The following is a 13342-nucleotide window of genomic DNA, read 5'->3' as shown; positions in this document are numbered from 1 at the left end:
GGCCGCGCGGCCCGGCGGCCCGGCGGCACCAGGGCCAGTCGGCTTTGAGGCCCAGCAGCCCCCACGGCCCCACGGCCCGGCGGCCCTGGGGCTCCCGCCGCCTTGGGGACCCGCGGCCCTGTCGCATACCGGCGCGCCCTGCCGTCGCATGCCGGCGCGCCCTGCCGTCGCATGCCGGCGCGCCCTGCCGCCGCACACCGGCGCGCCCTGCCGCCACATGCCGACGCTGCCCGGCTCGGTGCGGGGTCAGGCGACTCGGTCGGGCTGGGCCTTCCGGTCCTTGCCGTGCTCCAGGAACGATTCCTCACCGACGGGCAGCGCCTTGAACACCCACGAGCGGTACGACCAGAAGCGGAACAGCGTGGCCACACCGATGCCGATGAACTTGAACACGTTGTTCTCCAGCGGCGTGTGCCAGCCGAAGCCGTAGGTCGCCACGTAGAGGACGCCGTTCTCGATGACCAGGCCGACCGCGCTGAAGGCCAGGAAGAGCACCAGCTCACGCGTCCGGCCCGACTTGTCGCTGTCGCGGTACGCGAAGTAGCGGAAGCCGACGTAGTTGAAGGCGATGGACACGATCGTGGCCAGCACCGACGCCCGGACGACCTGGAGGTCCGTGGCGTGCCTCACCACGTTGAAGACCAGCAGGTTCACCAGCAGCCCCGCCCCGCCCACGGCTCCGAACTTGACGATCTCCCGGAGCAGGCGGTGCAGTCGCGACCGCGGTGCCGCGTCCGCGCCCCGTACGCTCATACGATTTCGTCCCGTCCGGTCGGTGTCGTCGCGCCCATGCTAACCAGCGCCCGGCACCCCGGCCCGCCGTCCGCCGCTACCGGTGCCCCGCCCGCTCCCGGCCCTCCCGGGACACGGGGCGGCGTGCGGCTGCCTGCGTCCCGGGGGCCTGCGGATACCCTGGTCGGGTGACGTTCCCCGTAGTCGGCATGGTCGGTGGCGGTCAGCTCGCCCGTATGACCCACGAGGCGGGCATCCCCCTCGGCCTGAAGTTCAAGCTCCTCAGTGACACAGCGCAGGACTCCGCGGCGCAGGTGGTGGCCGACGTCGTCGTCGGCGACTACCGCGATCTGGAGACCCTGCGCGCCTTCGCGCAGGGCTGCGACGTGATCACCTTCGACCACGAGCACGTACCGCTCGCGCACCTGCGGGCGCTGGAGGCGGACGGCGTGACCGTGCGGCCCAGCCCCGACGCCCTCGCGCACGCCCAGGACAAGGGCGTGATGCGGGAGCGGCTCACGGCGCTCGGTGTGCCGTGTCCACGCCACCGGATCGTGACGAGCCCCGCGGACGTGACGGCCTTCGCCGCCGAGGGCCTCGCCGCGGGCAGCGAGCCTGAGTCGGACGGCTACCCGGTCGTCCTCAAGACCGTCCGCGGCGGCTACGACGGCAAGGGTGTGTGGGTCGTACGCTCCGAGGCCGACGCCGCCGAACCCTTCAAGGCCGGCGTACCGGTCCTCGCCGAGGAGAAGGTCGACTTCGCCCGGGAGCTCGCCGCGAACGTCGTGCGTTCGCCGCACGGCCAGGCCGTGGCCTACCCGGTCGTCGAGTCGCAGCAGGTCAACGGCGTCTGCGACACGGTGATCGCCCCTGCGCCCGACCTGTCCGAGGAACTGTCGGGTGAGGCCCAGGAACTCGCGCTGCGCATCGCGAAGGAGCTCGACGTCGTCGGCCACCTGGCCGTGGAGCTGTTCGAGACGCGCGACGGCCGCATCCTCGTGAACGAGCTCGCGATGCGACCCCACAACTCGGGCCACTGGTCGCAGGACGGCTCGATCACCTCGCAGTTCGCCAACCACGTCCGCGCCGTGCTCGACCTCCCCCTCGGCGACCCGCGGCCCCGCGCGCCGTGGACCGTGATGTGCAACGTGCTCGGCGGCGACTACCCCGACATGTACGCGGCCTATCTGCACTGCATGGCCCGGGACCCGCAACTGAAGATCCACATGTACGGCAAGGACGTGAAGCCGGGCCGCAAGGTCGGTCACGTCAACACCTACGGCGACGACCTGGACGACGTGCTGGAGCGCGCCCGCCACGCCGCCGGCTACCTGCGAGGAACGATCACCGAATGACCTCCGACAACGCACCTCTCGTCGGCATCGTGATGGGCTCGGACTCCGACTGGCCGGTGATGGAGGCCGCGGCCAAGGCCCTGGAAGAGTTCGAGATCCGCTACGAGATCGACGTCGTCTCGGCCCACCGCATGCCCCGCGAAATGATCGCGTACGGCGAGGGCGCGGCCGACCGGGGCCTGAAGGCGATCATCGCGGGCGCGGGTGGCGCGGCACACCTGCCGGGCATGCTGGCGTCCGTGACCCCGCTGCCGGTGATCGGTGTGCCCGTTCCCCTGAAGTACCTGGACGGCATGGACTCCCTGCTGTCGATCGTGCAGATGCCGGCGGGCGTGCCCGTCGCGACGGTGTCCGTGGGCGGGGCACGCAACGCCGGGCTGCTGGCGGCCCGGATCCTCGCCGCCCACGACGCGGCGCTGCTGTCCCACATGAAGGACTTCCAGCAGGAGCTGAACGAGCAGGCGACCGAGAAGGGCAAGCGGCTGCGGGCCAAGGCCCAGGGCGAGGCGTCCTTCGGTTTCAGGAAGTGAGGCGGGAAGTGAGCGGCACGATGGCGGACGCGAGCGCATACCTGGACGAGGCGCGGGAGCTGCTCGCGGCCTTCCCGGTCGTGGACGGGCACAACGACCTGCCGTGGGCCATGCGGGAGAAGGCCGGCTACGACCTCGACAAGCTCGACGTCGCCGGCGACCGCAGCGCCGAACTGCACACGGACATTCCCCGGCTGCGGCGCGGCGGGGTCGGCGGCCAGTTCTGGTCGGTCTATGTCCCGTCCGACATGGGACCGGACGAGAACCCCGTGGCGGCGACGCTGGAGCAGATCGACTTCGTCGACCGGCTCCTGGCCCGCCACCCCGGGGAACTGGCGCGGGCCCGCACCGCCGACGAGATGGAGGCGGCCCGCGGTGAGGGGCGCATCGCGTCGCTGATGGGCGCGGAGGGCGGCCAGTCCATCGCGAACTCGATGGGCACGCTGCGCGCCCTGTACGAGCTCGGCGTCCGGTACATGACCCTCACGCACAACCACAACCTGCGCTGGGCGGATTCCGCGACCGACACACCCCGGGCAGGCGGCCTCACCGCCTTCGGCCGCGAGGTCGTCCGCGAGATGAACCGGCTCGGCATGCTGGTCGACCTCTCGCACGTGGCCGCCACCACCATGCGCGACGCGCTCGAGGTGACCGAGGCGCCCGTCGTCTTCTCCCACTCGTCCTCCCGTGCCGTCTGCGACCATCCGAGGAACATCCCGGACGACGTGCTCGCCCAGCTGCCCGCGAACGGCGGCGTCGCGATGGCGACGTTCGTCCCCAAGTTCGTACTGCCGGAGGCCGTCGCCTGGACTCAGGCCGCCGACGAGAACCTGCGCGCGCACGGCCTGCACCACCTCGACACCACGGCCCGCGCCATGCGCCTGCACGAGGAGTTCGAGGCGGCCAACCCTCGCCCGGTGGCCACGGCGGCGACGGTCGCCGACCACCTCGACCACATGCGCGAGGTCGCGGGCGTCGACCACGTCGGCATCGGCGGTGACTTCGACGGCACCGCGTTCACCCCGAGCGACCTGTCCGACGTCGCCGGTTACCCGAACCTGCTGGCCGAGCTGCGGGCCCGCGGCTGGTCCCGCGAGGACCTGGCGAAGCTGACGTGGCAGAACGCCGTACGCACCCTCCGCGGCGCCGAGGACGTCGCACGCTCCCTGCGCGCTGTCCGGGGCCCGTCCCTGGCGACGATCGACGAGCTCGACGGCCCGCCGGCCGCCTGACTCCCCCACCGCGGGACGCGGCGGCGGCCACCGGCGCGCACCGCGTCCCGGGGGAGCACATGGCCGCGGGGGAGCAGACCGCCCCCGAGGCCCGGCAGGGCGTCCGGCGATCGGGAGGCTGGCGATCGGGAGGCTGGCGATCGGGAGGCTGGTGACCGTGTGGTGACCGGGCGGGTGATGACTGGATGCGGGGGGACGCGGCTGTCCGTCACCGGGCCGTCAGTCGTCGCCCCGGTTCAGCGCACCTGCGCCGGCAGGGGCTGGTTGACGTAGGGCGCCTCGCCCGCCTTGCGGTAGCCCTCCAGCGCAGGGCCGTGGTCGGCCCGCAGGTCGCAGTCAGGCCCTGGAATCGGGCTGTCCCACTGCACCATGGCCTTCACGTCGGGCAGGTGCGGCGCGGCATCCGGTATCTGCTCGTACCAGTCCTTCTGCCGGCTCGGATCCTCCGGATCCGGGGCCGTACTGAACTCCGACATCATGATGGGTTTGTCGTCGGAGACGTTCTTGCGCAGCCAGTCGTACGAAGGCTGCTGGCTCTGGCGGAAGTCGAGCCAGTCCGAGTTGTGGCAGCGGTAGTAGTTGTACTGGTCCATGCCGATCCAGTCGACGTAGTCGTCTCCCGGGTACAGCTCCTTCATCAGGTCCTTGTGACCGAGGTAGCCGGAGACCGTCCACACCCAGATCACGTTGTCGACGCCCAACTGCTTGAACCTGTCGTACACGTGGCGGTAGGCGGCGATGAACTCGGCGGGGGTGCCGGCTTCCGGCGTGCGGAAGTCCGTCTCCTGGTCGAAGGAGAAGAAGACGGTCTTCCCGTAGTCCTTGATGCGCTCCGCCTGAGGGTCGATCACCGACTTGTCGAAGTCACCTGCCGCGACCCGCCCCCAGCCGAGTTGGGTCTCGGTGTAGTTCTTGTGGTGCGGCTCGGTCCAGATCGTCGACTCCCACGCGAGCATCAGCATGCGGTCTTCGCCGAGGCGGCGCTCGTCCGGCGTCAGCAGCACGCCGTCCCGTTGGGTGTTGGACATGTCGTGGTACGTATACACGAGGTCGAGCCGCCGCCCGATCTTCCGCTCCAGCCCGTCGACCGCGTCGACGAGCGAACCGTTCGCCGCGTAGGGCACGTACGCACCCCACCACGCCCCGCACGGTGGCTCCAGCAGCTTCGTGGGTGCGCAATCGCGCGGTAGGAGCAGTCCGTCGTCCGCTGTGCGAGAGGCCCACCAGGTGCCGATCCCCGCGAGCAGGGCGCCGACCGTCGCCAGGGCGAGGAACAACTGCGTACTGGCGGAAGGGCGCGCCGGGGGCCTCGCGCGCCGGGGGCTGCGGTGCGTCATGGTCAGGGCTCTCCGCCCGCGCCGGTCCCGGCGCCTGCTGCCCCGGAGGGCTCGTCCCCGGCCTGCCGCATCGCGGCCGGCAGTGGAAGCCCGGGCAGCAGGGCAGCCACCGTGCAGAACGCCGCGAGCGAGATGAGGAACACCGTCGTGGAGAACCCCTGCACGAGGAAGAGGGCCGTCGCCGTGAGCGTGGCGAGCGACCAGCTCACCGGCGCGGCGAGGGCCAGAGTCTCCAGCCGCGCCGGGGGACGCACGCCCGACTGCGGATGCAGCAGCGCGAGACCCGGGCCGAAGGTGACGAACAGCAGGATGGTGGCCCAGCGCAGGAACGCCCCGGCGGGCAGCAGGGTCGCGGCCAGCGCGACCCACCCGGACAGCGCGAGGACCGCTCTGAGCTGTGCCTTGGTTCGGTTCATGGCGTGACGTGGCTCCTGATGGCAGGGAGGACGGGTGTGGTACGGGCGCTGTGCCTGGTTCATGGACGGCAGCTGGAGCGCGGGCGCCGGCCGGCAGGACGGCGGCGCGAGCGGTCCGCCGGGCGGCGGAGGCGGTCCGCCCCGCAGCACGGCAGCGGGTACCCGGGGCCTCGGCCACCCGCAGCGGGGGCGGTCCGGCACCCGGGCGTGGTGCGGGAGCGTGCGGGCCCGCCGGGGCGGCACGGCGCTCAGGGTTCGACATCGTCCGGCAGCGCTTCGGGCGCGGTCGGGATCGGCAGGTGCTGGAGGAGCAGCCCGTGGCTGCCCTCCTCGATGATCTTGAAGTGGGGCGAGGCCTTCAACGCGGCCACCAGCTTGGTGTATCCGCCCGGCGGCAGGTAGCCCTCGCCCTGAACGGCGTCGCGCTGCGTCGGGGTCAGGATGATGTAGGCGGGGCAGCCCGCGGGTATCCCCTCGGCCAGGTAGTCCCCGGGGTCCTTGAGCAACTGCCGGTTGGCCGCCGCATCCTGCTCGGTGAAGAACCAGTGGTCGTAGTGGTTGTAGTGGTAGTAGGCGCCCGGGAACGAACCGGTGGCAGCCATCACGAGCGAACCGGTCGGCGCCCGGTCGTAGGCCCGCTCCACGAAGGCGACCTCCTGCGGCGGCGCGTACTGCATGCTCTCCTTGCCGTAGTAGGAGGGCAGGAAGCCTGCCAGCAGGACGAGGATTCCCGCCGGCAGCGCCACGACCATGACGCGCTGCGCGATCCTGCGGGCCTTGCCCGCGTACGCCACGGAGGGCACGAGTGCCGCAGCCGCGAAGAACGCCGACCCCGGTAGCCCGAACAGATAGACGCGGAAGACCATTTCGCCGCCGTAGTTGTTGACCGCGAGCAGTGGCGCCGGCGCCACTGCCGCCAGCAGCAGCGGCAGTGCCGACCGGGCGAGGCGGCGGCGCAGCACCACCGCGACGACGGCGAGCGCCCCGAGAGCCACCACCATCACGATGTTGACCACGCCGACGAGTTCGGCCCCCTCGCCCGTGGGGTTGCCGCCGATGCCCGGCTTTGCGTTGCTGAGCAGGTCGCCCAGCTGTCCGCTCAGCGTCTTCATGGTGTCGACGAACAGCGGCCTGCCCATGGTCAGGTCCCAGATGCCCATGATGACCACGGCGACCACGAACAGTCCGATATTGCGGTAGCGCCGGGTGAGGCACAGAGCGAACAGGGTCACGCAGAGCATCACCGGCGTCAGCTGGTGCGCGGAGTTGATCGCAGCGATGAGCGGTGCGAGCAGCACCACTCCGACCGCCCTCTGCTGCCAGGTCGTGGCCGGCGGCGCGGGCGCGGCGGCGGGATCGAGCAGGTCCCGGTCGCGCAGGGAGCCGGCCGAGCCAGGGCGGACGAAGTGCCGCAGCACCACGGCGAAGACGGCGAGGAACAGGACGTAGGCGAAGCCCTGCGGCGAGAGGTAGTCCTGCCCGACCCAGTTGGCGAGCTGGAAGATCCACACGGCGGTCCACACGAGCCGCCAGTCGTCCGTGAACGTCCGGTAGATCACGACGAGGATCGGCAGCGTGAGCGCGCCGTAGATGACGGGGGCCCAGTTCGTGTAGACGGCGGCGCCCTGCACTCCGAACGCCTTGATGAGGGCGGCGTTGAGTGAGAAGAAGCCCGGCCACTGGTCGTAGGCCGACATGCCGCCGTTCAGCGTGTGGTGCGGGTGGACCGTGCCCTCGGTGAGCAGACGGGCGATGACCGCGTCGTGCTTGGACGCCCAGGCGTAGCGGACAGTGTCGTACAGCAGGGCCGTCGGAGCCTTCAGCGCGAACAGCATGCCCAGGCTGTAGGTGAGGGGCCACCACGGAGCCGTGCCGGCCCGGCGCAGGGAGGCGATGAATCCGACGGTCAGGACGGCGAGCGAGGCGTAGAAAGCGACAGGGAAGCGGTCGAGGAGCCCGAAGTCCCCCAGGTTGTGGAATCGGATCCGCGGCAGGGACCAGGCCCACAGCGCTGCGCCGACGGGCAGCGGCAGCCACGTCAGCAGGCGCCCCGGGCCGACCGGGGTGCGTCTCGCGCGCTCCCGGGTCAGTGTGCCGTGCGGTGCCCCGCCCGGCGTGGACATCTCGTGCTGTGCCACGGTCCTGCTCCCCCTGCTGTGTCGGTGGTGCCTGCCCTGTCTGCCGCGCCCAGTTCCCCGCATCGCCCCTGCGGCGTTCGCCGCGCCGGACTTCTCCGCGCCGCTATCCGGCGAACTCCGGTCCCCGTATCCGGGCCCGGGTCCGGCGGTAGTACCGCCAGCCGACCGTCCTGGCCGCGTCCGGGAACGGCGCCACCCGTGCCCCCTCCCCCGCCATCCACGCAGCCACGTCACCGGCGGTGTGCGACCGGCGCAGGATGAGCCGCGCGATCCGGAAGGGTTCGTCCGCCCCGGAACTCAGTGCGTGCCGAACGGCGACCGCCGAGGCGTACCCGGCGGCGGCCGCGGCGGTCCGTACCGCGCGACTGTTGTAGCCGTGGGGGTAGGCGAGATGGTCCACCGCATGACCGAGGGTGTCCTCCAGGACGACCTTCGACTCGCGCAGCTCCCGCCGTAGTTGCACGGCGGGGAGCGTGTCCAGCTGGGCATGGGTGACGGTGTGCGCGCCGATCTCCACCCCGTACTTCTCCAGCCGGGGCGCCTGATCGAGCGACATCATCGCCGCGGGTGGGAGCAGGCTGCCGCGCCCCGGTGTGATCGCCCCGGTCGTGAGGTAGGCCGTCGCCGGCAGGGACCGGGCCGCCAGCATCTCGGCCGTGGGACCGGGCAGATCTGCGAAGCCGTCGTCGAAGGTCAGCACGACCGGCCTGGCCGGCAGCTGCTGCTGCCCAGAGCCGGCCAGCGCCGAGGCGAACGCGCCGGCCGTCATCGGTGTCCGGCCGCTCGCCACCACGGTGTCCAGTTGCGCGGCGAACATCGCCGGTGTGACGGTGAACTCGGCGATCCAGGCGGGTGGGTCCTCCCGCACCGCGTGGTAGAGCAGGACCGGAACGGGGGTCATGACCGCCGTCCTCCTCGCTGGGCGAGGCGTGCCCTGAGGTAGCCGACCGGGCCGTACAGCATGCCCGCGCGTTCCAGTCGGGACAGGGAGCGGGGCCAGGGATGCGCCTGCCCCCCGTGCTCCCCCGGGACGGGCCCGGCGGCGGGCGGCCCGGCGGATGCGACTCCGCCGGAAGGGCCTTCCCCGCCACCGGGCCCCGCGACCGCCGGCCGGGCCGCGGTGATCGCCCGGGCGTGCGCGAGCCCGCGGGGCAGTCTGGCCAGGAGCGCGGGCAGCAGGGCGGGCTGCCGCACCAGGACCGCCGTGAGGTACGCCGTGAGTCCGGCGCCGTACCCGTACGCCTGGTTCCTGAGGTCCTGCCAGGTCTCGCGGTGGTGGTGCCACACGAGCGCGTCCGGCGTGTAGCGCAGCCGGTGCCCCGCGCCCAGGATCCGTACGAACCCGTACAGGTCGTCGCCTCCCCGCGCGGGCGTGCCCGTACCCGTCGCCGGGTCGAAGCCGCCGACCGCGCGCAGGGCTCCCGCTCGGAAGGCCATGTTGGCGCCCGAGCCGAAGCTCCCCGCTGTGAAGGGGAAGAGCGGCTCGTCCGCGGGCGGGTCGGCCGGGTCGTAGACCCGGGGCGCGAAGCCCTTGGCGAAGCCGCCGTGGCTCTCCAAGAGGATCTGCGCGGGCGTCCCGAGGCGGGCGGGGAGGATGAGCCCGGTGGCACAGCCGAGCCCCGGGTCATCCGCGAAGGGCCTGGTCAGGGCGGTGAGCCAGTGGGGATCCGCCACCACGTCGTCGTCGGTGAAGGCCACGACCTCCCGGTCCTGCCCAATGGTCCCCAGTCCTCGGTTGTGCGCTGCCGCGAGGCCCGGCACCGGTTCCCGTACGTAGCCGACGCGTCCCGCGTACGCGTTCCTGACGAGATCGCGCGTGGCGCTGGTGGCCGGGGCGTTGTCCACGACGAGGATCGTGAAGTCCGCGTGGTCCTGCGCGAGGAGCGAGTCGAGGGCGCGGGCCAGGATGCCGGCCCGCTCACGGGTCGCGACGACGACGCTCGTACGCGGCGGAGGCAGAGGCACTGCCGCCGGCGCGTCCGTTGCCCCGACCCCTGCTGCCGTCCCGGCCGTTCGCCCAGAGGCTGTCACCGACGCGATCACTGCCGACAGCGTCTCGGCCGGCGCGGGCCCCCTCACACCGTCGAGCCAGGCGCGGTAGGCGGCGGCCAGGGCCACGGCAGGGTCCTCGTCGTGCGGGAGACGGACGAGCACGGTGCCCACCGGTTCTCCCCTCAGCCGGACGAGTGCGTACGCATCACCGCCCGGCTCGGGTTCGGGGCCGCCGGGCGCGGGGGCGCAGGAGAGCACGGGGCCGCGCGGGCCCGCGAGATCCAGGTCGACCACGGCGATCCCGGCGGAACGCCGTGCGCGCGCCGGGCCCCCGCCGGGCGCCTCCTTCTCGCTCCCGGCGCGCCGGGAGCCCGGCGGTAAGTGCTGCGGCAGATCCCCGTACGGCATGGTCCCCCCTCGGAACTTTTTCGGTCCTGCAGGTGCTCCTGGTCTTTCAGACGCCCTCGGAGGGGCGACGCCGGTCGGTGCCGCTGGTCGCGCTCCCGGCACCACTCCAGCTCTCCGCACCGCCCGGGCCCCCACCGCTGTGGCTGTGGCTGTGGCTGTGGCTGTGGCTGTGGCTGTGGCTGTGGCTGTGGAAGCGTCCGCCCCGACTCGCGCGGACCTGGCGCCTCCGGGACATGTCCACTCGCTGGAAATGACGGCTCGCGGTCGGCGGGCCTGATGTGTTCTGCTCTGCTCCGGGTTCTCCATGCTCGTTCGACACGGTCAACACCTCGTTCCTCACGCTCAGTAGCGAAGAAATTTCTCCGTGCCGCCCCGACCCCTTCGCTTCCGTACTCCCTCCGGACCTTCAACGGCCCCTTTCCCACCGCCCGACCGTTCGCCTCGCCACCCGGGCGTCCTCAGCGTTCTCGCAGCTTTCCGATCCGGTTGAGAGTGCGCTGTGCCAGCGAGGCGAGCCGGGGCCGGTTCCTGACGAAGCTGTGGGCCTGCCGGGCGGGCTCCCTGCTCAGGCGATGCAGAGCGGCCCGCGGCCCGGGCCGCACCACCGACCCCTCGTAGACCTTCAGGGCACCGGTCTTCAGCGAGTCCTTGTACTCCGCTGCCCCGCGGCCGAGGTCCAGCATGTCGATGCCCGCGGCCGCGGCGGCCTCCGCCATCCGCAGATGGAGGACCAGCCCCGGCGAGTACTTCGCGAACTCGGTCGCATAGGCGGGAAACCAGCAGGACAGCACCGTCCGGGACCGCAGTCCGAAGTGCGCGGCCACAGGACGGTCCGCGACGTACAGCACGCTCAGCACTCCGCTGCAGTCCGGGCTGCGCGTCTCGGCGAGTTGGAGGACCAGGTCGCGGATCCACGCCTTGGCGAACCGGTCGCGCCGGCCCGTCCTGCGGTACTGGGCCGACTTCCACTCCATGAGCTGGGTCAGGGCCGCCGGATCGCGTTCGTCGAAGACGAATCTGACCTCGCCGGACTGCCGTCCCAGCCTTCTTTCCTTGGCCTTCGTCGTCCGGTAGAACTTCGGCGAACCCTCACGCAGCGTCGCTTCATAGGCCTCGAAGCCGTCGCTCACGTCGATGACCGGCGACTCGAACGCCTCCGCCGCGTGCGGCAGGAAAGGTGTCTGCCCGTCCTCCAGGTTGTCGAACTCCCATGCGGACAGCGAGCACGCCCGCATCAGATCCCTGGCCTGCACATGGAGTCCCGGTCGCAGTACAGCGCCCTGGCTGTCGGAAACGCCGAGTCCGATGGCCCTGCCGTGCCCCAACGGGCCGGTTTCGAACGGGAAGAATCCGGCTGCCTCAGTGGCCACGCCCCGGGTTCCGGGCCCGATGGCTCCCTCGGATGCCTCGCTCACGACCGCTACACGTGCCGCCGGCCGCACCCGGCCCACGGCACAGGTGAACTCTGGCTCCATGAAGGGATTCCTGGGAGCTCCCGACTTCGCCCGCAAGGCGCGCCAGATCTCGAGCTCGCCCTCGCCGAGCCCCTCCGGAGCGACCACTCTTATACGCACAGCACTGCGCACAACGCTCAACTCGACCCCCCGGTCGCGGCGCACTGTCCCCAACTTCCCCCTGCGGGCCCGGTCTCCAAGGCACCCGCATGCGGAACAGGACGTTACCGGGCCAAATCCGCCGGGGACAGGGCCTGCCTTTTCAGGTGGGGCGGTTGAGACGGGGGAGACGTACGGGGCAACTGTTGTGCGACAGAGTGCCGATGACCCTCCCCCGCGGCACCATCTGACGGGACGTCCGGCCCGTTTGGCGTGGCATCGACTCGTGCGCAGCGTCCCTTGCAGTCAGCCGTCGGCTGTCGGCTGTCGGCTGTCGGCTGTCGGCTGTCGGCTGTCGATCCCGCGCTGCCGCCTGTCTCCCCGCTCCGCGGTCCCGAGCTTCCGAAGGCGGGTGCTCAGACCTCCCGGCGGCCGGCCCGCCACACGGCGGACACCAGCGGCACGCCCGGCCGGTACGCGAGGTGGACGTGGCTCGGGGCGTCGAGGAGCACGAGGTCGGCGCGCGCGCCGACAGCGACCCGGCCGATGTCGGTGCGCCGCAGGGCCGCGGCTCCGCCGGCGGTCGCTGCCCGGACGGCCTCGTCGGGCGTCATCCCCATGTCGCGCACGGCGAGCGCGATGCAGAAGGGCACGGACGACGTGAACGAGGAGCCCGGGTTGCAGTCCGAGGCGAGGGCGACCGTCGCGCCTGCGTCGATGAGACGGCGTGCGTCCGGCCACTTCGCCCGGGTGGAGAACTCGGCGCCGGGAAGCAGCGTCGCGACCGTGCCGCTCCCCGCCAGGGCGTCCACGTCCTCGTCCGTCAGGTGCGTGCAGTGGTCCGCGGAGGCCGCCCCCAGCTCCACGGCGAGCTGCACGCCGGGGCCGTAGGACAGCTGGTTGGCGTGGATGCGGGGCAGCAGGCCCTTTTTCATGCCCGCTTCGAGCACGGCACGGGCCTGGTCGCCGTCGAAGGCACCCTGCTCGCAGAAGACGTCGACCCAGCGGGCGTGGGGTGCGCAGGCGTCGAGCATGGGGCCGGTGACGAGGTCGACGTAGGCGGCCGGGTCGTCGGCGTATTCGGGAGCCACGATGTGGGCGCCGAGGTAGGTGACCTCGTCGGTGCGGTCGGCGGCCAGACGCAGCGCCCGGGACTCGTCGGCGGCTGTGAGGCCGTAGCCGGACTTGGTCTCCATCGTCGTCGTGCCCTGGCGCAGGGCCTCCGCGAGGTAGCGGTCGAGCGTCGCGGCCAGGTCGGTGTCGGCCGCGGCGCGGGTGGCGGCGACGGTCGTGCGGATGCCGCCGGCCGAGTAGGGGCGGCCGGACATCCGGGCGTTGAACTCGGCCGTACGGTCGCCGGCGAAGACGAGGTGGGAGTGCGAGTCGACGAAGCCGGGGATCCCCGCGCGGCCCTCGGCGTCGACCCGGTTGTCAGTGGCGGGTGCTTTGCTTGTCTCACCGACCCAGGCAACGCGGTCGCCGTCGATGACGACGGCCGCGTCCTGGATCAGACCGAGGGGACCGTCACCGAGGGAGGGATCGTTGGTGACCAGGCTGGCGATGTGGGTGACGAGTGTCGTCATCGCGGTGCTGTGTTCCTTCCTGCGCTCGGGCGTCGGCCCGGGAGTGGACGGACAGGGGGGCCGTCG

At 72.0% G+C, this 13342-nt stretch carries 12 protein-coding genes; 4 read left to right on the top strand and 8 right to left on the bottom strand.

Annotated features, from left to right (window positions below):
* Positions 1-246: 246 nt before the first annotated feature.
* Positions 247-753 (bottom strand): GtrA family protein, encoded by a 507-nt coding sequence (locus tag L1885_RS03530; protein ID WP_235795469.1) that lies wholly within the window; start codon positions 751-753, stop codon positions 247-249.
* 167 nt (positions 754-920) lie between these two features.
* Here L1885_RS03530 and L1885_RS03525 point away from each other — a divergent pair, with 167 nt between their 5' ends.
* From L1885_RS03525 to L1885_RS03515, 3 genes are read left to right on the top strand one after another with little or no spacing between them, the layout of a single operon-like run.
* Positions 921-2087 carry a 5-(carboxyamino)imidazole ribonucleotide synthase gene (locus L1885_RS03525; RefSeq protein WP_308117272.1) on the top strand — a complete coding sequence of 389 codons (1167 nt, stop codon included), beginning with the start codon at positions 921-923 and terminating at the stop codon, positions 2085-2087.
* Positions 2084-2617, top strand: a complete 534-nt coding sequence (gene purE, locus L1885_RS03520) for a 5-(carboxyamino)imidazole ribonucleotide mutase (protein WP_235795468.1) — start codon at positions 2084-2086, stop codon at positions 2615-2617. The genes L1885_RS03525 and purE overlap by 4 nt, the downstream gene beginning before the upstream one ends.
* Before the next feature lie 20 nt (positions 2618-2637).
* Positions 2638-3849 (top strand): dipeptidase, encoded by a 1212-nt coding sequence (locus L1885_RS03515; RefSeq protein WP_235795476.1) that lies wholly within the window; start codon positions 2638-2640, stop codon positions 3847-3849.
* A 236-nt stretch (positions 3850-4085) separates the two neighbouring features.
* Here L1885_RS03515 and L1885_RS03510 read toward each other — a convergent pair whose 3' ends face one another.
* The 5 genes from L1885_RS03510 to L1885_RS03490 all read right to left on the bottom strand — a co-directional run bounded on the left by L1885_RS03510 (position 4086) and on the right by L1885_RS03490 (position 10140).
* Positions 4086-5186: a glycoside hydrolase family 26 protein gene (locus L1885_RS03510; RefSeq protein WP_235795467.1), complete on the bottom strand. Its 1101-nt coding sequence runs from the start codon at positions 5184-5186 to the stop codon at positions 4086-4088.
* A 2-nt stretch (positions 5187-5188) separates the two neighbouring features.
* Positions 5189-5602, bottom strand: coding sequence for a hypothetical protein (locus tag L1885_RS03505; RefSeq protein WP_235795466.1), 414 nt, complete (start codon positions 5600-5602; stop codon positions 5189-5191).
* A gap of 248 nt (positions 5603-5850) precedes the next feature.
* Positions 5851-7740, bottom strand: coding sequence for a hypothetical protein (locus L1885_RS03500; RefSeq protein WP_308117271.1), 1890 nt, complete (start codon positions 7738-7740; stop codon positions 5851-5853).
* Positions 7741-7843: 103 nt separating this feature from the next.
* On the bottom strand, positions 7844-8641 hold the full coding sequence (locus L1885_RS03495) for a polysaccharide deacetylase family protein (RefSeq protein ID WP_235795465.1): 798 nt from the start codon (positions 8639-8641) through the stop codon (positions 7844-7846).
* The gene (locus tag L1885_RS03490) at positions 8638-10140 is read right to left on the bottom strand and encodes a glycosyltransferase family 2 protein (RefSeq protein WP_235795464.1); all 1503 of its coding nucleotides are present in this window, start codon (positions 10138-10140) and stop codon (positions 8638-8640) included. The genes L1885_RS03495 and L1885_RS03490 overlap by 4 nt, the downstream gene beginning before the upstream one ends.
* A gap of 32 nt (positions 10141-10172) precedes the next feature.
* On the opposite strand from L1885_RS03490, the gene L1885_RS03485 reads away from it, so the two are divergent.
* Positions 10173-10394, top strand: coding sequence for a hypothetical protein (locus L1885_RS03485; protein WP_235795463.1), 222 nt, complete (start codon positions 10173-10175; stop codon positions 10392-10394).
* A gap of 204 nt (positions 10395-10598) precedes the next feature.
* Here L1885_RS03485 and L1885_RS03480 read toward each other — a convergent pair whose 3' ends face one another.
* Positions 10599-11714, bottom strand: a complete 1116-nt coding sequence (locus tag L1885_RS03480; protein WP_235795474.1) for a GNAT family N-acetyltransferase — start codon at positions 11712-11714, stop codon at positions 10599-10601.
* Positions 11715-12109: 395 nt separating this feature from the next.
* Complete coding sequence (hutI, locus tag L1885_RS03475) at positions 12110-13276, bottom strand: imidazolonepropionase (RefSeq protein ID WP_235795462.1); 1167 nt, start codon at positions 13274-13276, stop codon at positions 12110-12112.
* Between the last annotated feature and the right edge of the window lie 66 nt (positions 13277-13342).

The organism is Streptomyces fuscigenes, from assembly GCF_021556455.1.
Lineage (GTDB): Bacteria > Actinomycetota > Actinomycetes > Streptomycetales > Streptomycetaceae > Streptomyces > Streptomyces fuscigenes.
The sequence above is the reverse complement of the archived record's forward strand: the minus strand, read 5'-3'. Positions and strand labels throughout refer to the sequence as shown.

Bases quoted from the DNA above. Each gene is read 5' to 3' on its own strand.
- L1885_RS03530 (WP_235795469.1), bottom strand. From the start codon at position 753: ATGAGCGTACGGGGCGCGGACGCGGCACCGCGGTCGCGACTGCACCGC.
- purE (WP_235795468.1), top strand. From the start codon at position 2,084: ATGACCTCCGACAACGCACCTCTCGTCGGCATCGTGATGGGCTCGGAC.
- L1885_RS03515 (WP_235795476.1), top strand. From the start codon at position 2,638: ATGGCGGACGCGAGCGCATACCTGGACGAGGCGCGGGAGCTGCTCGCG.
- L1885_RS03510 (WP_235795467.1), bottom strand. From the start codon at position 5,186: ATGACGCACCGCAGCCCCCGGCGCGCGAGGCCCCCGGCGCGCCCTTCC.
- L1885_RS03505 (WP_235795466.1), bottom strand. From the start codon at position 5,602: ATGAACCGAACCAAGGCACAGCTCAGAGCGGTCCTCGCGCTGTCCGGG.
- L1885_RS03495 (WP_235795465.1), bottom strand. From the start codon at position 8,641: ATGACCCCCGTTCCGGTCCTGCTCTACCACGCGGTGCGGGAGGACCCA.
- L1885_RS03490 (WP_235795464.1), bottom strand. From the start codon at position 10,140: ATGCCGTACGGGGATCTGCCGCAGCACTTACCGCCGGGCTCCCGGCGC.
- hutI (WP_235795462.1), bottom strand. From the start codon at position 13,276: ATGACGACACTCGTCACCCACATCGCCAGCCTGGTCACCAACGATCCC.